25 protein-coding genes and 1 riboswitch are annotated in these 25,228 nt (G+C 71.5%); of the genes, 13 read left to right on the top strand and 12 right to left on the bottom strand.

Annotation, left to right across the window (positions count from 1 at the left end; all coding sequences use genetic code 11):
- Positions 1-17: 17 nt before the first annotated feature.
- The 3 genes from QNA09_RS15225 (at position 18) to QNA09_RS15215 (ending at position 4,716) form a co-directional block, all read left to right on the top strand.
- Positions 18-1,115: an adenosine deaminase gene (locus QNA09_RS15225; protein ID WP_010594834.1), complete on the top strand. Its 1,098-nt coding sequence runs from the start codon at positions 18-20 to the stop codon at positions 1,113-1,115.
- Positions 1,116-1,154: 39 nt separating this feature from the next.
- Positions 1,155-3,245, top strand: coding sequence for an ATP-binding protein (locus QNA09_RS15220; protein WP_029540064.1), 2,091 nt, complete (start codon positions 1,155-1,157; stop codon positions 3,243-3,245).
- A gap of 82 nt (positions 3,246-3,327) precedes the next feature.
- On the top strand, positions 3,328-4,716 hold the full coding sequence (locus QNA09_RS15215) for an NAD(P)/FAD-dependent oxidoreductase (protein ID WP_040272515.1): 1,389 nt from the start codon (positions 3,328-3,330) through the stop codon (positions 4,714-4,716).
- Here QNA09_RS15215 and QNA09_RS15210 read toward each other — a convergent pair.
- From QNA09_RS15210 to QNA09_RS15190, 5 genes are read right to left on the bottom strand one after another with little or no spacing between them, the layout of a single operon-like run.
- A complete protein-coding gene (locus QNA09_RS15210; RefSeq protein WP_010594830.1) occupies positions 4,649-5,881 on the bottom strand; it encodes a hypothetical protein in 1,233 nt (410 codons plus the stop codon). The two genes, QNA09_RS15215 and QNA09_RS15210, sit on opposite strands and share 68 nt — an antisense overlap.
- A 60-nt stretch (positions 5,882-5,941) precedes the next feature.
- Positions 5,942-6,247 carry a YbaB/EbfC family nucleoid-associated protein gene (locus QNA09_RS15205; RefSeq protein ID WP_010594829.1) on the bottom strand — a complete coding sequence of 102 codons (306 nt, stop codon included), beginning with the start codon at positions 6,245-6,247 and terminating at the stop codon, positions 5,942-5,944.
- Positions 6,248-6,252: 5 nt separating this feature from the next.
- Positions 6,253-6,585: a hypothetical protein gene (locus QNA09_RS15200; RefSeq protein ID WP_010594828.1), complete on the bottom strand. Its 333-nt coding sequence runs from the start codon at positions 6,583-6,585 to the stop codon at positions 6,253-6,255.
- 40 nt (positions 6,586-6,625) lie between these two features.
- Positions 6,626-7,639, bottom strand: coding sequence for a C40 family peptidase (locus tag QNA09_RS15195; protein ID WP_040272521.1), 1,014 nt, complete (start codon positions 7,637-7,639; stop codon positions 6,626-6,628).
- A 5-nt stretch (positions 7,640-7,644) separates the two neighbouring features.
- Positions 7,645-7,983 (bottom strand): hypothetical protein, encoded by a 339-nt coding sequence (locus tag QNA09_RS15190; RefSeq protein ID WP_010594825.1) that lies wholly within the window; start codon positions 7,981-7,983, stop codon positions 7,645-7,647.
- Positions 7,984-8,104: 121 nt separating this feature from the next.
- Positions 8,105-8,171: riboswitch (guanidine-III (ykkC-III) riboswitch) on the top strand.
- A gap of 10 nt (positions 8,172-8,181) precedes the next feature.
- On the opposite strand from QNA09_RS15190, the gene QNA09_RS15185 reads away from it, so the two are divergent.
- On the top strand, positions 8,182-8,496 hold the full coding sequence (locus QNA09_RS15185; RefSeq protein WP_010594824.1) for a multidrug efflux SMR transporter: 315 nt from the start codon (positions 8,182-8,184) through the stop codon (positions 8,494-8,496).
- Between the two features lie 25 nt (positions 8,497-8,521).
- Here the strand turns inward: QNA09_RS15185 and QNA09_RS15180 are convergent, their stop codons facing one another.
- Genes QNA09_RS15180 through QNA09_RS15165 form a run of 4 tightly spaced genes read right to left on the bottom strand, consistent with a single transcriptional unit; the run spans position 8,522 to position 12,120 of the window.
- A complete protein-coding gene (locus tag QNA09_RS15180) occupies positions 8,522-9,499 on the bottom strand; it encodes a glycine betaine ABC transporter substrate-binding protein (RefSeq protein ID WP_010594823.1) in 978 nt (325 codons plus the stop codon).
- The gene (locus tag QNA09_RS15175; protein WP_119699886.1) at positions 9,496-10,290 is read right to left on the bottom strand and encodes an ABC transporter permease; all 795 of its coding nucleotides are present in this window, start codon (positions 10,288-10,290) and stop codon (positions 9,496-9,498) included. The genes QNA09_RS15180 and QNA09_RS15175 overlap by 4 nt, the downstream gene beginning before the upstream one ends.
- Positions 10,287-11,477, bottom strand: a complete 1,191-nt coding sequence (locus QNA09_RS15170; RefSeq protein ID WP_010594821.1) for an ABC transporter ATP-binding protein — start codon at positions 11,475-11,477, stop codon at positions 10,287-10,289. The genes QNA09_RS15175 and QNA09_RS15170 overlap by 4 nt, the downstream gene beginning before the upstream one ends.
- Position 11,478: 1 nt before the next feature.
- The gene (locus tag QNA09_RS15165) at positions 11,479-12,120 is read right to left on the bottom strand and encodes an ABC transporter permease (RefSeq protein WP_010594820.1); all 642 of its coding nucleotides are present in this window, start codon (positions 12,118-12,120) and stop codon (positions 11,479-11,481) included.
- 176 nt (positions 12,121-12,296) lie between these two features.
- On the opposite strand from QNA09_RS15165, the gene upp reads away from it, so the two are divergent.
- Positions 12,297-12,920: a uracil phosphoribosyltransferase gene (upp, locus tag QNA09_RS15160; RefSeq protein WP_010594819.1), complete on the top strand. Its 624-nt coding sequence runs from the start codon at positions 12,297-12,299 to the stop codon at positions 12,918-12,920.
- Between the two features lie 365 nt (positions 12,921-13,285).
- A complete protein-coding gene (locus tag QNA09_RS15155; RefSeq protein WP_010594818.1) occupies positions 13,286-13,981 on the top strand; it encodes an MspA family porin in 696 nt (231 codons plus the stop codon).
- A 69-nt stretch (positions 13,982-14,050) separates the two neighbouring features.
- Here QNA09_RS15155 and QNA09_RS15150 read toward each other — a convergent pair whose 3' ends face one another.
- On the bottom strand, positions 14,051-15,526 hold the full coding sequence (locus QNA09_RS15150) for a phospho-sugar mutase (RefSeq protein ID WP_010594817.1): 1,476 nt from the start codon (positions 15,524-15,526) through the stop codon (positions 14,051-14,053).
- On the bottom strand, positions 15,523-16,335 hold the full coding sequence (locus QNA09_RS15145; protein ID WP_010594816.1) for a purine-nucleoside phosphorylase: 813 nt from the start codon (positions 16,333-16,335) through the stop codon (positions 15,523-15,525). The genes QNA09_RS15150 and QNA09_RS15145 overlap by 4 nt, the downstream gene beginning before the upstream one ends.
- Before the next feature lie 65 nt (positions 16,336-16,400).
- Here QNA09_RS15145 and QNA09_RS15140 point away from each other — a divergent pair, with 65 nt between their 5' ends.
- The 6 genes from QNA09_RS15140 to QNA09_RS15115 all read left to right on the top strand — a co-directional run bounded on the left by QNA09_RS15140 (position 16,401) and on the right by QNA09_RS15115 (position 23,149).
- Complete coding sequence (locus tag QNA09_RS15140; protein ID WP_010594815.1) at positions 16,401-17,099, top strand: enoyl-CoA hydratase/isomerase family protein; 699 nt, start codon at positions 16,401-16,403, stop codon at positions 17,097-17,099.
- Positions 17,100-17,133: 34 nt separating this feature from the next.
- Positions 17,134-18,294 carry a M20 family metallopeptidase gene (locus tag QNA09_RS15135; protein ID WP_010594814.1) on the top strand — a complete coding sequence of 387 codons (1,161 nt, stop codon included), beginning with the start codon at positions 17,134-17,136 and terminating at the stop codon, positions 18,292-18,294.
- The gene (locus QNA09_RS15130; RefSeq protein WP_010594813.1) at positions 18,291-19,445 is read left to right on the top strand and encodes a M20 family metallopeptidase; all 1,155 of its coding nucleotides are present in this window, start codon (positions 18,291-18,293) and stop codon (positions 19,443-19,445) included. The genes QNA09_RS15135 and QNA09_RS15130 overlap by 4 nt, the downstream gene beginning before the upstream one ends.
- A 55-nt stretch (positions 19,446-19,500) precedes the next feature.
- Positions 19,501-20,535: an iron ABC transporter substrate-binding protein gene (locus QNA09_RS15125; RefSeq protein WP_026137503.1), complete on the top strand. Its 1,035-nt coding sequence runs from the start codon at positions 19,501-19,503 to the stop codon at positions 20,533-20,535.
- A gap of 104 nt (positions 20,536-20,639) precedes the next feature.
- Positions 20,640-22,094 (top strand): iron ABC transporter permease, encoded by a 1,455-nt coding sequence (locus QNA09_RS15120; protein WP_052455296.1) that lies wholly within the window; start codon positions 20,640-20,642, stop codon positions 22,092-22,094.
- The gene (locus QNA09_RS15115) at positions 22,091-23,149 is read left to right on the top strand and encodes an ABC transporter ATP-binding protein (protein ID WP_040272432.1); all 1,059 of its coding nucleotides are present in this window, start codon (positions 22,091-22,093) and stop codon (positions 23,147-23,149) included. Before QNA09_RS15120 ends, QNA09_RS15115 begins: the two co-directional genes overlap by 4 nt.
- Here QNA09_RS15115 and QNA09_RS15110 read toward each other — a convergent pair.
- Positions 23,146-23,616, bottom strand: coding sequence for a gamma-glutamylcyclotransferase (locus QNA09_RS15110; RefSeq protein ID WP_006939627.1), 471 nt, complete (start codon positions 23,614-23,616; stop codon positions 23,146-23,148). The two genes, QNA09_RS15115 and QNA09_RS15110, sit on opposite strands and share 4 nt — an antisense overlap.
- Before the next feature lie 178 nt (positions 23,617-23,794).
- On the opposite strand from QNA09_RS15110, the gene QNA09_RS15105 reads away from it, so the two are divergent.
- Positions 23,795-25,195, top strand: coding sequence for an NAD(P)H-quinone dehydrogenase (locus QNA09_RS15105; protein WP_010594809.1), 1,401 nt, complete (start codon positions 23,795-23,797; stop codon positions 25,193-25,195).
- The last annotated feature ends 33 nt before the right edge of the window (positions 25,196-25,228 follow it).

Genomic DNA, 25,228 nt, shown 5'->3' with positions numbered 1-25,228 from the left:
CCGACTACCGTCGGGGCATGACGGAGCCGGCGACGACACTGACCGAACCCGCGCTGCGGACCGCGCCGAAAGTACTTCTGCACGACCACCTGGACGGCGGTCTGCGGCCGGGAACCGTGCTCGAACTGGCCGAGGCCTGCGGCTACCGGCTGCCGGCCGGCACGGAACCCGAACTGGCGCGCTGGTTCCGGGACTCGGCCGACAGCGGCTCGCTCGAGCGTTACCTCGAAACGTTCGCGCACACGGTGGCCGTCATGCAGACCCCGGACGGCCTCGAGCGGGTCGCCCGCGAATGCGTGCTCGACCTCGCCGCCGACGGCGTCGTCTACGCCGAGGTCCGCTTCGCCCCCGAACAGCATCTCGAGCGGGGACTCGACCTGGACTCCGTGGTCGAGCACGTGCTCGAGGGCTTCCGATCGGGGGAGTCCGCGGTGGAGGCCTCCGGTGCCCAGCCCATCCGGGTGCGGCTGCTGCTCACCGCGATGCGGCACGCCGCCCGGTCCCGTGAGATCGCCGAACTCGCGGTGCGGTTCCGCGACCGCGGCGTCGTCGGGTTCGACATCGCCGGTGCCGAGGCCGGCTACCCACCGAGCCGGCATCTCGATGCCTTCGAGTACATGCGCGCCGCCAGCGCGCACTTCACGATCCACGCGGGGGAAGCATTCGGACTGCCGTCCATCCACGAGGCCATCGCGTTCTGCGGCACCGACCGCCTCGGTCACGGTGTGCGCATCGTCGACGACATCACCGTCGCCGAGGACGGCACCGCCACTCTCGGTCTGCTGGCGAACTACGTGCGCGACAAGCGGATTCCGCTCGAGCTGTGCCCGAGTTCGAACGTGCAGACCGGCGCCGTCGACACCCTGGAACAGCATCCGTTCGACCTGCTGGCACGCCTGCGGTTCCGCGTCACCGTCAACACCGACAACCGGCTGATGAGCGACACGACGATGAGCAAGGAGATGATGCGGCTGGTCGAGACGTTCGGGTACGGCTGGTCCGACCTCGAGCGGTTCACGATCAACGCGATGAAGTCCGCGTTCCTGCCGTTCGATCAGCGGCTCGAGATCATCGACGACGTGATCAAGCCCGGCTACGCCGTCCTGATCGGCTGACGGTACCGCCGGCGGCCGCCACCTCGTAGGGTCGGGGGTATGAGGGACCGCGTCCCGCCCTCGGCAACTCTCGGCGACGTGCTCGCCGCGCGCCGACGCCGCCGGTTCGTCGGGCGTGCGGCCGAACTCGAGCTGGTACGTGCCGCCCTCGACGCACCCCGGTCCCCGTTCTCGGTGCTGTACCTGTACGGACCCGGAGGGATCGGCAAGACCAGCCTGCTCGACGAGGTCGCCGATCTCGCCGCGGGGGCCGGGTCGGCTCTCGTGCGTCTCGACGGGCGGGACCTCGTCCCCCATCCGGCCGCCGTCCTCGCCGCGTTGGAGAAGCACCTCGACGTGGGCGCGGACCGAATCGCCACCGCGTCCGGGCAACGCCTCGTGACGGTGATCGACACGTACGAGGCACTCGCACCGATCGACGGCTGGATCCGCCGGAATCTGCTGCCGCGGTTCCCGGACGACGCGGTGACCGTGATCGCGGGGCGGGATCCACCGTCGCCGCAGTGGCGCTCGGATCTCGCCTGGGGCGAGCTGCTGCGGGTGGTGTCGCTGCGCAACCTCGCTCCCCGGGAGAGCGTCGAATACCTGCGCGCCGCCGGGGTCCGGGACGACCTGCACGAGCGTCTCTGCCGCGTGACCCACGGCCACCCCCTGGCGCTGTCGCTGCTCGCCGACGCGGTGCTCCGCGGCGGCAGCGCCGACGCCGATCCGCTGACCCCCGACCTGGTGGGAACTCTGCTGCGCCGGTTCGTCGACGAGGAACCCGGCACGGTCCACCGGCGGGCACTGGAGGTGTGCGCACTCGCCCGCGTGACCACGGAATCGCTCCTGCGGGACGCGCTCGGCGCGGACGACGACTGTGCGCACGACGCGTTCCGGTGGCTTCGGAGCCTGTCCTTCGTCGAGACCGGCGCCGACGGGCTCCATCCTCACGACCTGGCCCGCGACGTCATCGACGCCGACCTGTGGTGGCGGGACGCCGACAGCTATGCCGACGTCTTCCGCCTCGTGTGGCGGCACATCCATCGGGCGCTCGACTCGACGACCGGCCGGCGGCAACAGCAGGCGATCTTCGATCTCGAGTTCGTGTTCCGCAACCTCGCCGGCGTGCTGTCGCCCGTGCAGTGGGAGAGCTGGGGCCGACACTATCCCGAGCCCGCCACCGCTGCCGACCGCGCGGCGGTCGTCGAGCTGATCGGGACCGCGGAGGGAGAGGAGTCCGCCCGGCACGCACAGTGGTGGCTCGCACGGCAACCCGACGGCTTCTTCGTGCTCCGGTACCTGGACGGGACCGTCCGCGGCGTGATCGGGCTGCTGGATCTCACCCGCGCCGCCGAGGCGGATCGGGTCCGCGACCCGGGTGCCGCGGCGGGATGGCGGGTCGCACAGCGATGTACGCCGGTGCGCGAGGGCGAGGTCGTCACCCAGACCCGGTTCGTCGTGGACCGGGAGGAGTACCAGGACCCCTCGCCGACGCTCAACGCAGTCCCGATTCTCACGATCCAGCGATGCCTCACCACCCGGGGCCTTGCCTACGACGTGCTCGCCCTGGCCGAGCCGGACCGGTGGGACGACTACTTCGCCGTGGCCGATCTGCCGCGCGTCGCCGGCGGCGATTTCGTCGTCGGTGGCCGCCGGTTCGGTCTGTTCGCCCACGATTTCCGGCGCGTCCCGGTCGACGCCTGGCTCGAGCGGGTGACGGACCGGGCGCTGGCCCGCGGTCCGTCCCCGTCCGCGCCCGGCGCACCCGTGCTGCTCGTCCTCTCCCAACCCGAGTTCGCGCAGTCGGTCAAGCAGGGCCTGCACGACCTGCGGCGGCACGATCTCCTCGCCCGCAATCCGCTGCTGCGAACTCGAGTGCTCCACGACCGGACCGGCTCCGGGGAACCCGACGTCGCGCTGCTCGAGGAGGTGCTCCGCGACGCGGTCGCCACCCTGGCCGACCACCCCCGCGACGACAAACTGCTGCGGGCCGTGGATCGGACGTACCTGCGACCGGCCGCAACCCAGGAATCGGCCGCAGCGGCGCTCGGACTGCCGTTCAGCACCTATCGCAGGCATCTGACCGCAGGTGTGGAGCGGATCGTGTCGTGGCTGTGGGACCAGGAGGTGTACGGCCGCCGGCAGTGAGCACGACCGAGCACCGAACGGACTGGTGACCGAGCACAATCCGGCCGCATGCTTCTCGCACTCGAACGAGGAGGTGCCGGAAATGGTGACACGAATCGGTGATCGTGCCGTGGTGCTCGGAGCGGGAACGGCCGGTTTGCTTGCCGCACGGGTGTTGTCGGATGCGTACTCGGATGTGGTGGTGATCGATCACGACCGGCTGCCGGACGGTGCCGCGGCGCGGCGCTGTGTACCGCAGGGACGGCACATCCATGTGCTGGTGGCCGGCGGGATGCGCGCCATCGAGAATCTGCTGCCCGGCCTCACCGCGGAGCTCGTCGCAGACGGGGCGCCGCTGGTGGACCAGTGCGGCGACGTGCGCTGGTATCTCGGCGGCCACCGCCTCCGGCAGACGGAGAGCGGCCTGACGGCGGTGAGCGCGAGCCGGCCGAATCTCGAACATCGGATCCGGTCCCGCGTCGCCGCACTGCCCGGAGTGCGGATCGTCGACCGGTGCGACGCGCTGGGGGCGATGGTGAGCGGTGACGGTCGACGGGTCACCGGCGTGCGCGTGCTCCGCCGGGCGGACGGCAGCGTCGAGGAAGTGCTCGACGCCGATCTCGTCGTCGACGCCACCGGGCGTGGTTCGCGAACCCCGGCGTGGCTCGAGCAGCTCGGATACCCCCCACCCGAGCGGGAGGAGGTCCGCGTCGATCTCACGTACGTCACCCGTACCTACCCTGCCGATCCGGCACGCATGGGCGGCGACCTGGGTATTCTGCTCGCGCCGTCCCCGCCGGACCCGCGCGGCGCCGCCCTCCAGACGATCGAGAACGGTCGCTGTCTCGTGACGGCGGTCGGCATGCTCGGTCACCGGCCCCCGGCCTCACCGGAGGGCTGGGTGGACTTCGTGCGGTCCTTGCCGTGGCCGGACGTGTACGACGCGATCCGGGACGCCGAGCCGCTCGACGCACCCCGGTCGTACCACTTTCCGGCGAGCCGGCGCTTGCGATACGAACGGTGCCGGCGGCTGCCGCAGGGGCTGCTGGTGATCGGCGACGCGGTGTGCAGCTTCGACCCGATCTACGCGCAGGGCATGAGCGTCGCGGCGTTCGAAGCCGTGCTCCTCGCCGAACACCTTGCCCGCGGCCGGGAACCGGACCCGCACCGGTGGTTCCGGGACGTGGCGAAGGTCGTCGCCGTGCCCTGGGACATGGCGACCGGCGGTGACCTAGCCTGGCCGGAGGTCCAGGGCCGGCGCGGCGCGAAAGTGCGCGTGGCCAACCGCTATCTGCCGCTCGTCCACGCCGCTGCCGTGCAGGATGCCGAGGTGGTCCGCGCATTCTTCCGGGTCGCGGCGATGGTGGACCCGCCGGGGCGGCTGGTCGCCCCGCCGATACTGCGCCGGGTGCTCCGGCGATCGATCAGTGCTTGTGCAGCCGGGCCTCGAACTCCCGCTCGAGAGCCCGCCACGCCTCTGCCTCCGCGGTGAACGGCGCGCTGGGCGCGAGCCGTGTCGGATCCGGTTCGAGCACGTAGTTGACGAACCAGCCCAGCTCGGTGGAGCCGGCCAGCGTGGCGTCGGTGCTGTCGTCCTCGGCGTAGTTCGCGGCGTCGGTGAACAGCTCGACCGCCAGATCCAGCTGATCGGCGTCCACCGCCTCGGTGCCGTGCTCGATGTCGTCCGCGATCCCGGGCAGCACGTACACGTTCTCGTCCGTCACGTCGATCTCGAGGGAACCGTCCGTCGCCGCGTGCCGGATGTCGTCGTAGGTGCTCAGCGCCGCCAGGTCGTGGTCGTGGTGGTCGGCGAGATAGCGCGCCAGCGCCCGCTCGGTGGGGAACACCAGGATCGTCCCGTCCCGGCCGAGGAACAACGCATCGTCGTCGACGTAGCAGCGCAGGGTGAACCACGTGCCGTCGGAGGCGATGATCTTGACCGGGTCGATCCCGACCGCGGTCCAGAAGCTCGTCTCCTCGTCCTCGTCCCCGTCGACGAACTCGTACTCCTCGTCCTCCGCCTCCTCGGCCGCGTCCTCGGCCTCGACGACGTTCTCCTCGGCCGCGACGAGTTCCGCCTCGGCTTCGGCGACGAGTTCGGGGTCCACCTCGGGCGACTTCACGACGCCGTCGATCGCGTCGAGCACCGCGTCCCAGTCCTCGGCGACGGCCGCGCCGACCCGATTCCACAGTTCCACGCCCTCGCGGCCCTCGAACGCCGCGACTCCGTGGCTCAGCAGCGCCTCGATCTCGGCGCGCTCGAAGAACTTCGTCACCGGCTCGAGTTCGCACACGTCGCCGAGGACGGACGCGATGTCGAACGTGTTCTGCAGTTCGGCGACGGACTCCGGATCCGCGTCGTCCGCCACGAGTTCCGGCACGCCGATCAGGTCGTACGAATGGCTCTCGTCCGGCTCGAACTCCTCCGCCGCGAGTTTCGACACGACCGGCCAGGCCGGATGCTCGACGAGGTCGTTGTCGGCGCCGGAGCGGACGAACGCAACGAGCTCGGCCACCGCGCCGAACGCATACAGATCGTCACCGTGGCCCAGGAACGCCTCCCATTCGTCGTCGCCCTCGCGCCACCGCGGCGCCCAGAGGGTCGCGACGTCGCCGTCGGTGAGACCGAGCTCGATCGGGACGATGTCTCCAGCCATGGTCGCCAAGCCTAGCCACCTCCGGGCCGAAGACATAGCGGAGCGGCGGTGAGACAGCCGTCACCCGAGCGCGCCACGGAGATCCCCGAGCAGACGGGCCCGTTCGGCGGCGGCGACCCGTGCGGCCTCGTGCGCCGTGGCCAGGATCGATGCCGCCACGTCCCGGGTGCGGTGCCCGCGCAACGTCTCGGCGAGCCACAGTCCGGTCAGGGCGCCGTTGCCGTCCACCTCGGCCCGCACGAGACCGTCCGGACTCGTCGCAGTGCCCGAGACCACGCCGAGCGCGGCCACGCAGTCCTGCAGGGCCCCGAGCCTCGTGCGCACACTCTCCACGATCTCCGTCACGCGCTGGTCGCTCGCCGACATCGCGCTCACCACCGGAGCGCCGCACGAGTTCCGGCCGCGTGCCCGTCGTCGCGGCGCGCCCGCTGCACGGCATCGTGGGTGGTCAGGCCCAGCCGGTTCAGCAGTCCTTCCGGCATGCCTCCGTCCGCCAGTTCCTCTCGGTGCCGCGCGGCGGCCTCGAGTGTCGTGAGTCGGCACAGCGACACGATCTGCTCGGCCAGTTGTGCTGTGCCGTAGCGTAGTTCGCTCTGATCGATGTGAAGGTCGACGGGCAGGCCCTGTTCGGTGGTGCGCACCGAGATGGTGCCGGCCCGGTTCCGGGCGGTCGCCGTCGTGATGGTCGTCTCCGGGGTGTCCATACCGGACTTGGACGCGCACCCGCACCGATCGGTTCCCGTGTCACCCGGTGGGCCGGAAGAATCCCTGGAATCCCATCCCGCTGTTCGTGGTCCGGATCGGCGACACTTGCACCGGGTCACCCGCCTCGACCATGAGGCCGTTTCCGACGATCATCGCGACGTGCCCGTCCCACACCGCGAGATCGCCGGGTTGCACCGCGCTCGCATCGACTGCGGTTCCCACGTCCTGATCCTGGGCCAGGCGCGGAATCTGTACTCCGGCCTGTCCGTACGCCCACTGGGTCAGTCCGCTGCAGTCGAGGCCCTGCCCCGGCACGGTCCCACCCCACACGTAGGGCGTGCCCTGCTGGGAGAGCGCGTGACGCACCGCATCGGCCGCCGCTCGATTCGGTGCGACGGCCACGCTGCCGTCCGGTAGCCGCACCTCGGTTCCGGGGCCGCCGAAGGCCCGCGGCTCGCCGGACTGCGACGCGGCCGGACCCTGGCCCGGCGACACGGCCGGATCCTGGCCCGGCGACACGGCCGGATCCTGGCCCGGCGGTGCGGCCGAGGCAGGATCCGACGGCATCAGCTCTGCCATCCGTGCCGTGTGCTCCGCCAGCGCCGAGGTGACCCGGGCCAGGACGTCGAGTCCCGCTGCGATGTGCTCGACGGCCGCCACCAGCAGCATCATCTGTGCCTGCGGGAGGGCGGCAAGGGGAGCGGAGCGCTCGGCCAGCGTCGTGAACGAGTCGATCAGCCGGGCGATCTCGGCGGCGCCGGTCACGACGGTCGTCGTCGCGTCCACCGCGACGTCGGCGATGGCCGTCCCGCGGTCGGCGGCGGCGACGAGGTCGGCCAGGGCCCGTTCGCCGCTGCGGACGGCGGTCTCGGCGGCAGCGCCCGCCCAGTCCCACGCGAGCTCGCCCAGCGCGGCCCGGCCCACCGTGTGTACGCCCTCGACCAGTTCCGTGCAGGAGCGCAGTGCCGCGGCCGGATCGGTGGCGACGGCGCCGGTGCCGAACGCCGACAGCAGCTCGGCCAGGGGAGCGGTGAGCAGATCCACCTCCGGCATGCCGGTCACCGCGGCGCTCCGGCGGCCTTCAGCAGTGCCGACTGGGCGGTGACGGCGTGCTCGTAGGCGGCCGCGGTGGCACCGGCGACCGCACCCATTGCCGCGAAGGTGCCGCCGAGCCGGGTCAGTTCCGTCTCGTGGGCGCGGTGGGTGGCCGCGAACGCGGCGAGGAACGCGGCGCCGACCGGACCGAATGCCGTCGTGAGTGGCGCCGGATCCACCGCGTGTGCCTCGCCGGCGGCTTCGTGGAGCCGCTCGGCCATGGCCGTAGCGGTGCGTCCGAACGCCGCGATCGTCTCGGGTCGGGCACGTACCACGTCGTGGTTGCCGGTGCCTGCGTCCATTCGGGCTGCTCCCCCTCGGTGAAACGGATCGTCCTTCGACCGGTTGGACGCGGCGGGTGGTGCCCCGGTTCCGCGTCGACGAGCCGGATTTGTTCCCCGCCACGGGTTGTGGGACCTTGGAAGCGAGCCCGGAACCCGGGTTCCCGGACGAGGGGCGCCGTACCCGGTGTGCGACAAGACGGCCCGAGGGAGCCTGTGATGTCGTGGTTGGTGCTGGTGGTGTCCGGGGTGCTGGAAGCGGTGTGGGCCACGGCATTGGACAGATCCCGAGGCTTCACCCGTCTGGTTCCGACGGTCGTGTTCGTCACGGCGCTGACCGCGAGCATGGCGGGACTGGCCTATGCGATGCGTCGATTGCCGGTGGGAACGTCCTACGCCGTGTGGGTGGGGATCGGCGGGGTGCTCACCGTGGTCTACGCGATGGCGACCGGGAACGAATCGGTCTCGGCATGGAAGATCCTGTTCCTGACCATGATCGTCGGCGGCGTGGTGGGACTGAAGTTCGTCCACTGACACGGTCGCGGGTGCCGCCGCTGTCCTACTCGACGAAGCCCTCCTGCACGAGCCAGTCGTAGGCGACCTCGGCCGGCTCCTGGCCGTCGACGTCGATCCGTCCGTTCAGTTCGATGAGAGTCTCGTCGGTCAGTTTCCGGGAGACGGGAGCGAACAGCTCCGCGATCTGCGGGTTCTCGGTGAGGGTCTCGTCGCGGACGACGACCGCCACGTTGTAGATGGGGAAGAACTTCCGGTCGTCCTCGAGCACGGTCAGATCGAGGGCCTCGATCCGGCCGTCCGTGGTGAACACCTCGCCGAAGTTGCAGTCGCCGCGCGCCGTCGCCTCGTAGATGGCGCCGGTGTCGAGCGTCCTGATGTTCTCGCGTGGGACACCGGATCCGAGCGGAATGCCGTAGGTGTCGAGCATCGGCTGCAGGCCGTCGTTGCGGTTGGCGAACTCGGATTCGACGCAGAAGGTGCGTTCGGCGACCGGGATGTTCGCGATGTCGGAGAGCGACGCCACGCCGAGTCGCTGGGCCTCGGCGCTGGTGGCCGCGAAACCGTAGGTGTTGTTCATGGGGGCGGGCGGCAGCCACACCAGGCCGTTCTCGCGCAGGTCCTCGTCGCGCACGGCCTCGTACTGCTCGCGCTCGTCGGGGATCGCTTCCTCGTGTCCGAGATAGGCGATCCAGGCCGTGCCCGTGTACTCCCACTGCAGATCGACCTGTCCCTCGAGCTGCGCCTGGCGGGAGCTGGCACTGCCGGGGATGTTGGTCAGATCCGTGACGTCCGCGCCCGCCGAACGCAGGAGGATCACTGCCATCTTCCCCAGGAGGATGCCCTCGGAGAAGTTCTTCGATCCCACCGAGATGCTCGCACCGTCGAGCGGCTCGACGGACTGCAGCGGGCCCGCGAGTTCGCCGGTGGGGACGAAACCGCCGGCGGTTCCCAATCCGCACGCGGCCAGCGTCGACGCCGCGAGGAGCGCTCCGGCGAGCCGGGACAGCAGGCGCGCGGTCACGGGCGGAGCCCCTTCGGCCGGACCGTGAACTCGAGCATGCGCCCCGCCCAGTCGACCAGAAGGGCGAGCAGCGCCACCAGCAGCGCGCCGCTGACGAGGACGGGATAGCGGAAGAGGGTGATGCCGGTGACGATGAGGGATCCGAGGCCGCCGGCGTTGATGAAGGTGGCGAGGGTGGCGGTGCCGACCAGCAGAACGAGCGCGGTGCGGACGCCGGTCATGATCACCGGCAGGGCTAGGGGCAGCTCGACCCGGAGCAACACGCCGAGCCCGGACATGCCGAGGCCGCGCCCGGCCTCGACGAGGGTCGGATCGACGCCTTCGATGCCGGTGATCGTGTTCCGCAGGACGGGCAGCACGGCATACAGGGTCAGGGCGACGACGGCGGTGCCGAATCCGAATCCCAGCCAGATGGCCAGCAGCACGAGCAGTCCGATGGCCGGTGCCGCCTGCCCGGCGTTGGCGACACCCACCGCGACGGGCGCGAGGGCGCGCGACGCGGGCCGGGTGAGGACGATCCCGAGCGGGACGGCGATCACCACGACGAGGATCGCCGAGACCACCGTGAGTTCGACGTGTTCGCGGAGGAGGGTCGAGATGGTGGCCCATTCGAGCTGGCGGGCCTCGATCGAGTCGAGGTCCGCGTTCGCGCGCCACAGCGCCCAGGCGGCGAACACCACGGCGACGACGAGTGGCAGGACGAACAGCATCGCGATACCGCCGCGCCGGCGCGGGGGAGGACCTGGACGGGTTCCGGCCCGGGAGGACGCCGGTTCGGTGTCGATGCTCATGTGTGCTGTCCCGTCTCACCGGGGCCTGCGGCCGCGGACTGCGACTCACCGCCGCGGATCCGTCCGGTCACCGATTCGAAGTTGATCAATCCCTGGAATTCGCCGTGCCGTCCCGTCACGATCGCGGCCCCGTGAGCGGAGGCGAGCATCGTGTCCAGTGCGTCGTTGAGGGTGGCGTGCCGGTCGAGGGTGACCAGGTCGTCGGGGTCGCCGTCCGGGACGGTGCCCGAACCCTGCAGTTCGCGCACCCACAGCCAGGCCACGGGACGACGGCGCCGGTCGAGGACGACGACGGTGTCGTCCCCGCGTGCCCTGGCGCGTGCGACGGCCTCCTCGGCGGAGCTGCCGACTTCCGCGGTGGTGGGTTCGGCCAGTTCGACCTCCGCGACGCGGCTGAGCGAGAGCTGTTTGAGTGTGGAACCGGCACCGACGAATTTCTCCACGAACGGGCTCGCGGGTGCCGACAGGATCGTCTCGGGGGTGTCGTACTGTGCGACGTGCCCGCCCTCCTGCATGATCAGGATCCGGCTGCCCAGTTTGACGGCCTCGTCGATGTCGTGGGTGACGCACACGATCGTCTTCCGCAGATCGTCGTGGATGCGCAGCAGCTCGTCCTGCAACCGGAGCCGGGTGATCGGGTCCACCGCGCCGAACGGCTCGTCCATCAGCACGACGGGCGGGTCGGCGGCGAGGCCCCGGGCGACGCCGACCCGCTGCTGCTGCCCGCCGGACAGTTCCCGCGGGTAGCGGTCCCGGTACCGGTCCGGGTCGAGGTTGACCAGTTCGAGCAGTTCGGTGACGCGGTCCGCGGTTCGCCGCCGGTCCCAGCCCAGCAACCGGGGCACGATCGAAATGTTCTGCGCGACCGTCATGTGCGGAAAGAGGCTGCCGCCCTGGATCACGTACCCGATCCGCCGCCGCAGGTCGTCGACGTCCGCGGACCGGATGTCGTCGCCGCCGATCCGGATGGTTCCGGACGTGGGTTCGACGAGACGGTTGATCATCTTCAGCGACGTGGTCTTGCCGCAGCCCGACGGGCCCACGAACATCACGATCTCGCCCGCGGGGATGTGCAGGCTCAGACCGTCGACTGCCGGGCGCGCCTGCCCGGGGAACGTCTTGACCACGTCGATCAGGTCGATGTCGGTGCCGCTGATCTGCGCTGCGGACGGCGGCGGCGTGTTCATGTCAGGCACGGATTCCCTTCGAGACGGTGACCTTGCCGAGCGCGAGGAGCAGCGCGTCGAGCGCCAGCGCGAGGACGACCACTCCGATCGTGCCGACCAGGGCCGAGTTCAGTGCGTTCGCGCCGCCGATCTGCGACAGGCCCGTGAAGATGAACGAGCCGAGACCGGGGCCGAGCACGTAGGCGGCGATCGCGGCGATGCCCATGGACATCTGCGTCGAGACCCGCACCCCGGCGAGGATGACGGGCCAGGCCAGCGGGAGCCGGACGCGGGTGAGCGTGCCGATCTCGCCCATGCCGATTCCGCGTGCGGATTCGACGAGGGTGCCGTCGACGCCACGCAACCCGACCACCGCGTTGCGCAGCACCGGCAGGGTCGCGTAGAAGGCGACCGCGAGGAATGCCGGTGCCACCCCGATCCCGACGAGCGGGACGAGGATGCCGAGCAGCGCGAAGGACGGGACGGTCAGGCCGACGGCACTGAGGGTGTTGGCCACCGGTTCGAGCCGGGGGATCCGGGTGACGACCACCGCGAGCACGACGGCGACGACGGTGGCGAGAAGCACGGCCTGCACGACGAGGCTCACATGCTGGTACGCGCTGAAGGCGATCTGCGCCTTGCGCTCGTCGATGTAGTCCCACATGCCCACCCGTCCCGTCCGTCCGCAGGCCCGACTGTCACGATGGCACACGTGCCCCGCGGTCGGGGCGAGTCCGGAAAACGGGACTGCGGCGGACCGTGCGGGCGGGCTGCGCCGGTGGGCTGTGCCGGGAAGCAGTCGGCGACGGCGGGCGAGCGACGGCGTTCTATCCTTCCGGCATGGATTCGCTCGTCGTCGACCACCCGCTCGCCGCTGCCCTCCTGACCACGCTGCGCGACGAGCGCAGCGACAACGCAGCCTTCCGCTACGCGCTGCGCCGGCTGACCCAGATGCTGGTGTACGAGGCGATCCGGGACGCCCCGGTCGAGCAGTTCGAGGTGCGCACGCCGGTGGCGACGACGGTCGGTGTGCGCCTTCGGCAGCCACCGCTGCTGGTGCCGGTGCTGCGTGCGGGCCTCGGGATGGTGGAGCAGGCCCATGCGCTCATCCCGCAGGCGCGGGTGGGCTTCGTCGGACTGGCCCGCGACGAGAAGACGTTCGAGCCCGTGCCGTACCTCGAGTCGCTTCCCGACGACCTGTCCGGGCTGCCGGTGTACGTGCTCGATCCGATGCTCGCCACGGGAGGTTCGATGGTGCACACGATCGACCTGCTCGTCGCGCGCGGCGCGACCGATGTCACGGCGGTGTGCGTGGTCGCGGCTCCGGAGGGGGTGGCAGCCCTGTCCGAGTCCGGTCACCCGGTCCGGCTCGTGACCGCGTCGATCGACGACGGTCTCAACGAGAACAAGTACATCGTTCCGGGTCTCGGGGATGCCGGCGATCGGCAGTTCGGCCCACGCTGACCCCCTACGCGGACCCGCTCGGGCGGTATCGGCGACCCCCGAACGCCCGTATCGCCAATTTTGTCCGAATAGTCTGTTTTGTTGCAGGATAACAATAGAGTTTCGGGTGAGGTTGGACGGCGGTGCCCGGCCGCGGGGGCGACGGGCGGTGCATGGACATCGAAATGCCAGCCCGGGAAGGGTTTTCGGTCCAGAGCGTGGGCCGCCGAGGATCTCGATCCGAGCGGCAGCGACCGGGCGGGCACCGTCTCGATTCGGGGAAGTTGATCAACTCTCCTTTTCTCCGGGCCCGCTCTGGTTACGCTCCCCGTGATCGGTTGGAACGTCCACTGTCCTCGACCGCCCACGAAAATGAGGTCCGCTCGATGATCAACACCTTCTCCGGCAGCAGATTTCGACAGTGCGCCCGGGCCACCGCACTCGGTGCGGCCGCCGTGCTGGGCATGGTGGTGGGGTCCGGTAGTGCCGGAGCCGCTGTCGACAACGCCCGGACGCTGCCCCTCGGCAACAACAACGCCATCGAAGTCCTTCAGGCCGACACGTCGATCCAGTCCTATCCGCCGCTCGACAGCTCGCCCGTCAGTTTCGAGTTCTTCCACGACGAGGTGGTGTCGGTCAACTTCACCGGGCCCGATGCCGACTCGTTCCAGGACACCAAGCTGACCATCGGATACCAGATCGGCTACCCGGTCGCGCTCAACGGGGCCGTCGTGCACATCAACACCCCCAGTCTCGACTGGGAGGTCGGCAACGAATTCGGTATCGGCGTCGAGCTCGCCCCCGAGTTCGGCCTCGGGCTCGACGCGAGCACCGGCGCGACGATCGGCGGGTCGATCATCCCGTCGCAGGAGATCGAGGTCGATCTCTCGCCGGGCGGCATCACCGACGTGGCGTTCGTCGAGGACATGGAGTTCGACGGCCGGTCGGCGACCGTCCGGCTGGCCGGAGTCCACGGCTCGGTCTCGGGGGCACTCGGCCCGGTCACGATCCGGCCGTACGCCCGGGCTGTCACCTCGAACAACGACACCGTCATCACCTACGGTGTGCCACACCGTCTCTGAGGGTGGCCGTTCCTCCGCCGGGCCGGTGGCGACCGCGAGAAGCGGCCGTCACCGGCCCGGTGTCGCGCGTCAGCGCTCACCGAGGCCGGTCGCCCACGCGCGCAACGCCTTCAGCCGCGCGGTCGCGCCGTCGCGGTCACCGTCCGCGGCGACGGACTCGAGGTAGCACTTGAGCTTCGGCTCGGTGCCCGACGGCCGGACCACGACCCGCACCGACGCGCCCTCGAGTACCACGGCGTCCGTGCGCAGCGGGCCGCTCGCCGCCGCGAGGTCGGTGGCCGTGACCGGCTCTCCGGCGAGTTCGGCCGGCAGCGCGGACCGCAACCGGCTCATGATCGCCCCGATCCGGGCGAGATCGGCCACCCGGATCGAGACCTGATCGCCGAGGTGCAGCCCGAACTCTCGGTGGAGGGCGTCGAGCGCGTCGACGAGAGTGCTTCGGCGAGCCTTCAATTCGGCGGCATAGTCCGCGACGACGACCGCCGTCGCGATGCCGTCCTTGTCGCGCACCGCATCCGGGTCGACGCAGTGACCGAGGGCCTCCTCGTACGCGTACACGAGTCCGTCGCCCGCGCGAGCGAGCCACTTGAAGCCCGTGAGGGTCTGCGCGTAGCGGGCGCCCCGTGCGGCGGCGAGTCTGCCGAGCAGGGCCGAGGAGACGATCGTCGTCGCCACCAGCGCGCCGCGCGGGGCACCCGCGAGAATCCGGTCCCCGAGCAGCGCCCCGGTCTCGTCGCCGCGCAGCATCCGCCAGCCCTCGGGCGTGGGGACGCCCACGGCGCATCGGTCCGCATCGGGATCGAGGGCGAGCGCGATGTCCGCGCCCACGTCGGCGGCGAGTGCGAGCACGGCATCGGCGGCCCCCGGTTCCTCCGGATTGGGGAACTCGACGGTGGGGAAGCGGGGATCGGGGGCGAACTGGGCGTCCACCACGTGCACGTCGCCGAAGCCCGCGGCGTGCAGCGCCGCGACGGCGGTCTCGCCGCCGACGCCGTGCAGCGGTGTGAGCGCGATGCGCAGGGTGCGCGCCGTGCCGCGCGGTAGGGAGGCGACGCGCGCCAGATAGCGCGCCACCAGGTCGTCCCCGGTGGGCGCGACGGCGGTGCGCGGCACGGACGACGCCGCGCCGACGGCGTCGATCGCCCTCTCGATCTCGCGGTCGTCCGGCTCGACCAGTTGTGCACCGCCCCGGGTGTAGACCTTGTAGCCGTTGTCCGGGGCCGGGTTGTGGGACGCGGTGATCTGCACGCCCGCGACCGCATCGAGGGCCCGCACGGCGTACGCCGTCACCGGGGTCGGCAGCGGGCGCGGCAGGGCCACGACGTCGAAACCGGCGGCCGCGAGGACCTCGGTGGCGGCGGCGAAGAACTCGGCGGATCCGGTGCGGGCGTCGCGGCCGACGACCACGGTGCCGCCGCCGCACCCGCGCGCGTCGAGCCATCGGGCCAGGCCCGCGGTGGTGCGGACGACCACGTCCTCGTTGATGCAGCCGGGTCCGTCGCCGACGGGACCGCGCAGCCCGGCGGTCCCGAAACGCAGGCTCACAGCCGGCCCGCCAGCTCGCGCAGCAGGTCGCCCATACGGGTCGCGGCGGCCCGTCCCGCCGCGAGGACCTCGTGGTGGTCCAGGTGCTCACCGGTGAGTCCCGCGGCGGCGTTGGTGACCAGGGAGATGCCGAGCACCCGCGCGCCCGCGGCACGCGCGGCGATGGTCTCGTGCACGGTGGACATGCCCACCAGGTCGGCGCCGAGCGTGCGCAGCATGCGGATCTCGGCGGGGGTTTCGTAGTGCGGGCCGGGCAGTCCTGCGTACACGCCCTCGTCGAGGGTGGGGTCGATCTCGCGGGCGAGGGCGCGCAGCTCCGGACAGTAGGCGTCGACGAGGTCGACGAACTGGGCGCCGCGCAGGGGCGAACGGCCGGTGAGGTTGAGGTGGTCCGAGATCAGCACCGGCTGACCGACCGTGTGGTCGGGCCGGATGCCGCCGGCGGCGTTGGTGAGCACGACGGTGTGCGCGCCGGCCGCGACGGCGGTGCGCACCGGGTGCACGACACGGCTCAGGTCGTGCCCCTCGTAGGCGTGGGTGCGGCCGGCGAGGAGCAGCACCGGGGTCTCGCCGACCCGCACCGAATGCACGGTGCCCGAATGCCCTTCGGCGGTGGGCGGGGCGAACCCGGGAAGTTCGCCCATCGGGACGTCGGCGACCGCCGGGCCGAAGCGCTCCACCGCGGCGCGCCAGCCCGAGCCGAGGACCACCGCGACGGGGTGTTCGGGCACGCCGGTGCGTTCGGCGAGTGCCGCGGCGGCGCGGGCGGCCTCGGCAGGGGGGTCGGCGATGGCGTCGGGTGTTCCCATGTCGGTCGACCCTAGCGCCAAGCCTGTTGTTACTCGTCGGTAGGTTGTGGCGCTATCCTCTCCGCATGCCATACCTCGACCGCGACGGCGACGTCTTCGTCCTCCATCTCGGCGACCGCTCCGGCGGCGACACCGAGAACCGCTTCCATCCCGGCTGGCTCTCCGCCGTCCACGAGCTGCTCGACGAGGTCGTCGCCCACGACGGCCCGGCCGCGCTCGTGACCGCGGCCACCGGGAAGTTCTGGAGCAACGGCCTCGACACCGACTGGATCTTCGGCAACCTCCCCGACCTTCCGGGCTACCTCGATTCCGTGCACGAGTTGTACGTGCGGATCCTGACCTTCCCCGCGGCGACCGTCGCGGCGGTGCAGGGCCACGCGTTCGGTGCCGGTGCGATGCTCGCGCTGACCCACGACTTCCGCGTGATGCGGTCCGATCGCGGCTTCTGGTGCCTGCCCGAGGTGTCCCTGAACATGCCGTTCACCGTGGGCATGTCCGCGCTCCTGCGCGAGCGGCTGCCGATCCAGGCCGCGGTCGAGGCGACCACGACCGGCCGCCGGTTCGGCGGCGCCGACGCCCTCGCGGCGGGCATCGTCGATCGCGCCGTCGACGGTGATGCCGTGCTGGCCGCCGCCGTCGAACGGGCCGCCGCGCTGACGGGCACCCGCGGCGCCAACCTGGCGGGCATCAAGCGTGGTCTGCATGCACCGCTGATCGCGGCACTCGAGACGAAGACGGACGAGTCGAACTTCCGCCTCGGGTGAGGTGCGCGCTTTCCGCCCGTGCCAGACTGAGCGGGTGACGAGCGATGCGGACAGGGCGATCGAGGCTGCGTCGGACGGCCTGATCGCCCTGTCGCATTCGATCCATGCCGAGCCGGAACTGGCCTTCGACGAACACCGCAGCGCCGCGAAGATCGTGGACCTGCTGCGCAGCGGCGGATTCGAGGTCCGCACCGGGATCGCCGATCTGCCCACCGCATTCGACGCCCGGTTCGGCAGCGGAGACCTCGTGGTCGGCCTCTGCGCCGAATACGACGCGCTGCCCGGCATCGGGCACGCGTGCGGGCACAACATCATTGCTGCTGCCGCCGCCGGCGCGGGCCTGGGACTGGCCGCCGTCGCCGACGCGCTCGGCGTCACCGTCCGCGTCATCGGCACACCCGCCGAGGAGACCGGCGGCGGCAAGGTGCTCATGCTCGAACGCGGGGTGTTCGACGACGTCGGCATGGCCCTGATGGTGCACCCGGGTCCGTTCGACATCACCGGGGCGACGTCGCTGGCCCTCGCGGACATCGCGGTCAGCTACACCGGCCGCGAGGCGCACGCCTCCGCGGCTCCCGAGTACGGCCGCAACGCCGCCGATGCGGCGACCGTCGCGCAGGTCGCCGTCGGCCTGCTGCGGCAGCACCTGCTGCCCGGTCAGCAGATCCACGGGATCGTCAGCGACGGCGGCACCGCCCCGAACATCGTGCCCGCGCACACGGAACTGCTGTACTACCTGCGGGCGGCGACCGCGGAGTCCCTCGCCGACCTGTCCGAGCGCGCCGGCAGCTGCTTCGCCGCCGGGGCCCTCGCCGCCGGCTGCACGCACGAGATCCGCACCGTGTCGCCGACCTATACGGAACTGACTCCCGACCCGTGGCTGGTCCGGGCTTATCGTGAGGAGATCATCGGTCTCGGGCGCACGCCGCTGCCCGTCGAGGAGGAAGGATCGCGCCCGCTGGGCAGCACGGACATGGGAAACGTGACGAACGTGGTGCCGGGTATCCACCCGGTGATCGGTCTCGACTCCGGTGGCGCGGTGACTCACCAGGCGGCGTTCGCCGACGCGTGCGTCACCGCCTCGGCGGACCTCGCCGTCCTCGACGGCGCCCGCGCGCTGGCCGCGACGGCGGCCCGGGCGGCGGCCGATCCCACGCAACGTGCGCGGCTGCTCGAGAACGTGGCACGCCGATGAACCCGTACATCGAGAAGTGGCTGGGCGAGCACACCGACGACCTGTCGGGGTGGCGCCGGCACATCCACGCCAATCCCGAACTGGCCCGCCAGGAGTACGCGACCACCGAGTTCGTCGGGAGCACGCTCGCGGCCGCCGGGCTCGAACCGAAGGTGCTGCCGCGCGGCACGGGCCTGATCTGCGATCTCGGTCCCGACGGGCCGCGGATAGCCCTGCGCGCCGACATGGACGCGCTGCCCATGCAGGAGATGACGGGCCTGCCGTTCGCCTCCACCGTGCCGGGTGTGGCGCACGCCTGCGGGCACGACGCCCACACGACCGTGCTCCTCGGCGCGGCCCTGGCGTTGAACTCGGTGCCCGAGCTGCCGGTGGGGGTGCGGCTGATCTTCCAGCCCGCCGAGGAGGTGATGCCCGGCGGCGCGCTCGACGTGGTGGCCGCCGGCGCGCTCGAAGGCGTGGCCCGGATCTTCGCGCTGCACTGCGATCCCAGACTCGAGGCCGGCAAGGTGGGGGTGCGGGTCGGGGCGATCACCTCGGCCGCCGACACGGTCGAGCTGGTTCTCGACTCGCCGGGAGGGCACACCTCCCGCCCGCACCTGACCGGCGATCTGGTGTACGGACTCGGCACCGTGATCACCGGGCTGCCCGGCATGCTCAGCCGGCGCATCGACCCCCGTACGAGCACGGTGATGGTGTGGGGCGCGGTCGCGGCGGGCAAGGCCGCGAATGCGATTCCCCGCACCGGCATGCTGACCGGCACCGTCCGCACCGGCGACCACGAGACGTGGGAACTGCTCGAACCGATGGTGCGGGAGATCGTGCACGGCCTGCTCGCGCCCACGGGACTGAGCTACGAGCTGGACTACCGGCGCGGGGTGCCGCCCGTCGTCAACGACGAGGTGTCGGCCCGGATGGTCGAGGACGCGGTGCGGGCGATCGACCCGGACGCGCTGGCGGACACCCCGCAGTCCGGCGGCGGGGAGGACTTCTCCTGGTACCTCGAGCAGGTTCCGGGTGCGATGGCCCGGCTGGGTGTGTGGCGGGGGAGCGGGCCGAAGCTCGACATCCACCAGCCCGATTTCGACCTCGACGAGCGCGCCCTGGCGGTCGGCGTACGGGTGATGACGAACCTGGTCCTGGGATCAGGTTAGGCTTGCACAACCTGTACATCGCCTGTGAGCCGTCGCTCACGCCAGGAGGTCCGGAATGCAGTTTCGACGCAGAGCCGTCGCAGTAGTGTCGGCCGGGGTACTCGCCGCCGCGTTGGCCGCGTGCGGCAGCGACTCGGGTGGGTCCGAGGGCGACTCGACCGGCGCGCTCACCCTGTACTCCGGGCGCAGCGAGAACCTGGTCGCCCCGCTGATCGACCAGCTCGAGGGCACGCTCGGCTTCGAGGTCGACGTCGTCTACGGCAGCACCCCGGAGATCACCGGGAAGCTGGTGGAGGAGGGTGACTCCTCGCCCGCCGACGTGGTGTTCACCCAGGACGCGGGTGCCCTCGGCCTGCTCGACCAGGCGGGGCTGCTCGAGACGCTGCCGGCCTCGGTGACCGACCTGGTTCCCGCCGACTACCGCGCTGCCGACGGCACCTGGGTGGCGACCTCCGCACGTGCCCGCGTACTCGTCTACAACGACGAGAAGGTGCAGCCGCAGGACCTGCCCACCGGCATCGACGGTCTGCTGGACCCGAAGTGGAAGGGCCAGATCGGCTTCGCCCCGACCAACGCGTCGTTCCAGGCGTTCGTCACCGGGCTGCGCGTCGCCCGCGGCGAGGACGGCGCCCGCGCCTGGCTCGAGGCCTTCAAGGCCAACGAGCCGGTGGCGTTCGAGGGCAACGGCCCGCTGATGGAGGGGGTCGACGCCGGCCAGGTCACCCTCGGTCTGACCAACCACTACTACTGGTACGGACTCGCGGACGAGCGCGGTGCCGAGAACCTGAACGTGCAGGTGTACTACTTCCAGGCCGGTGATCCGGGCGCACTGGTGAACATCGCCGGGGCGGGCGTCGTGCGGACCACCGACCAGAAGGAACAGGCGGAGCAGTTCGTCGCCGCGCTGCTCTCGCCCGAGGCACAGACCTACTTCGCCGACGAGACGTCCGAGTATCCGGTCGTCGAGGGTGTCGAGACGAAGGATCAGCTGCGTCCGCTGTCCGAGATCGGTAATGCCGACATCGAACTCGCCGAACTCGCCTCGCTCGAGCAGACCCAGGCGTTGCTGCAGGAGTTGGGATTCATCTGATCCAGCTCGCCTCGCTCCGTCCCACCCGGCGCAGCCGGCCCGTTCTCACGCTGGCCGCGCTGGGTGTCTCGGTCTTCGCACTCGCCCCCGTGGCGCACCTGGTCATGCGCGCGTTCGCCGACGGCCCCGACCGGGTGTGGTCGCTGGTGTTCCGGCAGCGCACCCTCGATCTGGTGTGGCGCAGCGGCATTCTCGCGCTCACCGTCACCGTGGCCTGCCTCGTCGTCGGCGTCACCGCCGCATGGCTCACGGCACGCACCGACCTGCCCGGCCGGCGGTGGTTCGCCCTCGCGCTGAGCGTTCCCCTCGCCATCCCGTCGTACGTGTCCGGGTTCGTGTACATCGCCCAGTTCCCCGGACTCGCGGGCTTCGCGGGTGCTGCGCTGGTCCTGACCGCGGCGAGCTTCCCGTACGTGTACCTGCCGGTGTCCGCCGCGCTGGCCTCGGTCGACCCGGGGCTCGAGGAGGTGGCGCGCACCCTCGGCCGGTCCCGGCTGCGCACCACGCTCACCGTCACCCTGCGACAGGTGTGGCCCACCGCGGCGGCCGGCGGCCTGCTGGTGGCGCTGTACACCCTCAGCGACTTCGGTGCCGTCGCGCTGATGCGGTACGAAGCGTTCACCCTCGCCATCTACGGCAGCTACCGGGGGTTGCTCGACCGCACCCCCGCGGCGGTGTTCGGCCTGGTGCTCGTCGTGCTCGCCGTCGCGCTGACCGTCTCCGAACGCCGGGTGCGCCGGGGGGCGACCGCGCGCATCGGCTCCGGCGCCCCACGGCCCGCCGCGCCCGTGCCGCTGGGCCGGCAGCGGTGGACGGCCCTGGCGTTCCTCGCCGTCGTGCTGACGGTCGGCGTCGGCGTGCCGCTCGCCGGACTCGCGCGCTGGCTGTGGTTCTCGCAGCAGGCCGCGATCGACTGGGCGGGGATCTGGACGGCGACGACGTACACCCTGTGGGTGGCGGCCCTCGGTGCGCTGCTGACCACGGCGCTGGCCCTGCCGGTCGGCATCCTGGCGGCGCGTTCGACCTCGCCGGTCTCGCGGTTCACCGAGAGCGCCGCCTACGTCGGATTCGCGCTGCCCGGCATCACCGTGGGCCTGGCCCTGGTCTTCTTCGGGATCCGACTGCTGCCGCAGTGGTACCAGCACACCCCGATGCTCGTGATGGGCTACGCGGTGTTGTTCCTGCCGCTCGCCGTCGGCTCGATCCGCGCGGCGGTCGCCTCGATTCCGCTCGGCCTCGAGGACGCGTCCGCGACCCTCGGCAGCGGACGGATGCGGACCGGCATCCGGGTGATGATCCCGCTGGCCGCGCCCGGAGTCGTCGCGGGGACGGCACTGGCGTTCCTCACCATCGCGAAGGAACTGCCGGCGACGTTGTTGCTCCTGCCGATCGGGGAGGACACCCTGGCGTCACGGATGTGGAAGTACACCGAGACCCTCGAGTACGGGTCGGCGGCCCCGTACGCGGCGATCCTGGTGCTCGTCGCCGCGCTGCCGTCCCTGGTGCTGGGCCGGTTGCTGCGCGGCCGGGTCGATGCGGAAAGTGGCGGTGAGGAATGAGCGGGCTCTGTCTCGAGGGCGTCTGCGCCCGGTACGGGCGGACGGAGGTCGTCAGCGACGTCTCGCTGACGGTGGAACGAGGCGCGCTGCTGGCCGTGCTCGGGCCCTCGGGCGGGGGCAAGACCACCCTGCTGCGGGTGGTCGCGGGTCTGCACCCGGCGAGCGCGGGACGCGTCGTCGCGGACGGGCGCGACCTCACGGCGCTGCCGCCGGAACGCCGGGGGGTGGGACTGGTCCCGCAGGAGGGCGCTCTCTTCCCGCACCTGAGCGTCGCACGCAACGTCGGCTACGGGCTCGTGCAGCCGACGTGGCGGTCGATGGTGCGGCAGCAGGCCGTGCGGCAGCGCCGCGTGGAGGAACTGCTGGAACTGGTCGGCCTGGCCGGCACCGGTCAGCGCAAGCCTTCCCAGCTGTCCGGCGGTCAGCAGCAGCGGATCGCGCTGGCCCGGGCGCTCGCGCCCAATCCGGCCGTCGTCCTGCTCGACGAGCCGTTCAGCGCTCTCGACGCCGGGCTGCGGTCCAGCCTGCGCACCGAGGTCCGCACCCTGCTGCGGGACCAGGAGGTCGCCTCCGTGCTCGTCACCCACGACCAGGCCGAGGCCCTGGCCATCGCGGACACGGTCGCGGTGATGCTCGGCGGGCGTGTCGCCCAGGTGGGCACGCCGGAGGAGGTCTACCGGTGGCCCGCGACGCTCGAGGTGGGCGCCTTCGTCGGGGATTCGGTCGTGCTCGACGCCGATGCGGCCGGCGACCGCGCGCACACGGTGATCGGTGCGGTTCCCCTCGCGACCCCGGCCCACGGCAAGGGCCACGTGCTCGTACGCCCGGAACAGGTGCAGGTCGCCGCGGCCGACGAACCGTCGAAGTTCACCGTGCTCGACGTCGCCTTCGGGGGCGCACTGACGGAGGTGCGGGTGACCGGGGCCGGGCAGACGATCCGGGCGCACCGGGCCGCGTCGCACGACGTGCAGGCCGGGGATCCGGTGACGCTGCGGGTCGGCGTCCCGGTGCCGTTCTACCCGGCTCGGCCGGCCGAGGCCGAGAAGACGGCCTAGAAGCTGTCGGGCCGGCCGGGCCCGACGTTGCGGCTGTTGCGGGTGCGCAGATCCCGCACATAGTCGGCGGGGGCTCCGGCGATCTCGGCGGCGTCGGCCATCACGCCCAGGTAGCGCGCCGACGGCAGGCCGCCCTCGTACGCGTCGAGGACGTACAGCCAGGCGAGCACGGGCCCGTCGTCGGTGTCCACCCGCAACCGGATCTTGCGGTGGATGCCGAGTTCGGAGCCCTCCCAGCGGTCGAGGCTGCGTTCGTCCTCGTCGGGCACGTCGTAGAGCACGACGAACACCTTCGAGTCGGGATCCTCGACGACGGTGGCGAGCGCGCCCTCCCAGCCGATGTCGCCGCCGCTGAAGGTCAGCCGCCAGCCGTGGAGCCAGCCGGTTCCGGCCATCGGCGAATGCGGGCAGCGCTGCAGCATCTGCTCGGGATGCATGTTGGAGCCGTAGGCGGCGTAGATCGGCACGGGGTACAGGCTAATGGCTGACCGTCCGGCGCAGGACACGGGGCGCCGGCCGCTTCGTGGCGGCGTCCGCGTGCGCGGGACGGTGCCCGTGACATAGCGTGTCTGCGGACGTTCGGCAACCCCGGCGCCCGCACACACCGGACCGAGGACCATCTCGGAATCGATACAGAGGAGAACAATGACCCGGATCGTGATCATCGGCGGCGGCCCCGCGGGCTACGAAGCGGCGCTGGTGGCGGCCCAGTACGGCGCGGCCGTGTCACTGATCGATTCGGACGGGATCGGCGGCGCCTGCGTCCTCTTCGACTGCGTACCGTCCAAGACGTTCATCGCGTCCACGGGCATCCGCACCGACATGCGCCGGGCTGCCGACCTCGGCGTGCGGCTCGAGAGCGCCGGGGTGGCGCTGCCCGAGGTCAACACCCGTGTCAAGAGCCTCGCCCGGGCGCAGTCCGCGGACATCCGCACCAAGCTCGAGGCGGCCGGCGTGCAGCTGCTCAGCGGCCGCGGCGAGCTCATCGACACCCAGGTCGGAATGGCGGCGCACCAGGTGCGCGCCGACCTCTTCACGGGCGAGGAGCGGATCCTCGATGCCGACGTCGTGCTCATCGCGACCGGCGCGAGCCCGCGGGTGCTGCCCGGCGCGGAGCCGGACGGTGACCGCATCCTCAACTGGCGTCAGCTCTACGACCTCGACGCGCTGCCCGAACACCTCGTGGTCGTCGGCTCCGGTGTCACCGGCGCCGAGTTCGTCTCCGCCTATACGGAGGTCGGCGTCCAGGTGACGCTCGTCTCGAGCCGCGACCGGGTGCTGCCGCACGAGGACGAGGACGCCGCCCTCGTGCTCGAGGACGCCTTCGCCGAGCGGGGCGTGAACCTGGTCAAGCACGCCCGTGCCGACGCCGTCGAGCGCACCGGGGACGGGATCCGGGTCAAGCTGGCCGACGGCCGCATCGTCGAGGGCAGCCATGCGCTGATGACGGTGGGCTCGGTGCCGAACACCGCCGGCCTCGGCCTGGAGAAGGTCGGCCTGCAACTCGACCGGGGCGGCTACATCCAGGTCGACCGGGTCTCGCGCACGTCCGTCTCGGGGATCTACGCCGCCGGCGACTGCACCGGGCTGCTGCCGCTGGCATCGGTGGCCGCGATGCAGGGCCGCATCGCGATGTACCACGCCCTCGGCGAGGGGGTCAGCCCGATCCGGCTCAAGACCGTCGCCTCCGCGGTGTTCACCCGGCCCGAGATCGCCACGGTCGGCGTGAGCCAGGCCGCGATCGACAAGGGTGAGGTCCCGGCCCGCACCGTGATGTTGCCGCTGCACACCAATCCCCGCGCGAAGATGGCGGGGCTGCGCCGTGGTTTCGTGAAGATCTTCTGCCGTCCCGCCACCGGCGTCGTGATCGGTGGCGTGGTGGTCGCCCCCACCGCCTCGGAGCTGATCCTGCCCATCGCGATCGCGGTGCAGAACAATCTCAGCGTCGACGACCTCGCCCACACCTTCTCGGTCTATCCGTCGCTGACCGGGTCGATCACCGAGGCGGCGCGTCAGCTGATGCGGCACGACGATCATCTGGACTGAGCGGGATGGTCGGCGTCGACGTTCTTGACTCTC

The organism is Rhodococcus sp. AH-ZY2 (assembly GCF_030916465.1).
Lineage (GTDB): Bacteria > Actinomycetota > Actinomycetes > Mycobacteriales > Mycobacteriaceae > Rhodococcus > Rhodococcus ruber.
This window is presented reverse-complemented; position numbering and strand designations above follow the sequence as displayed.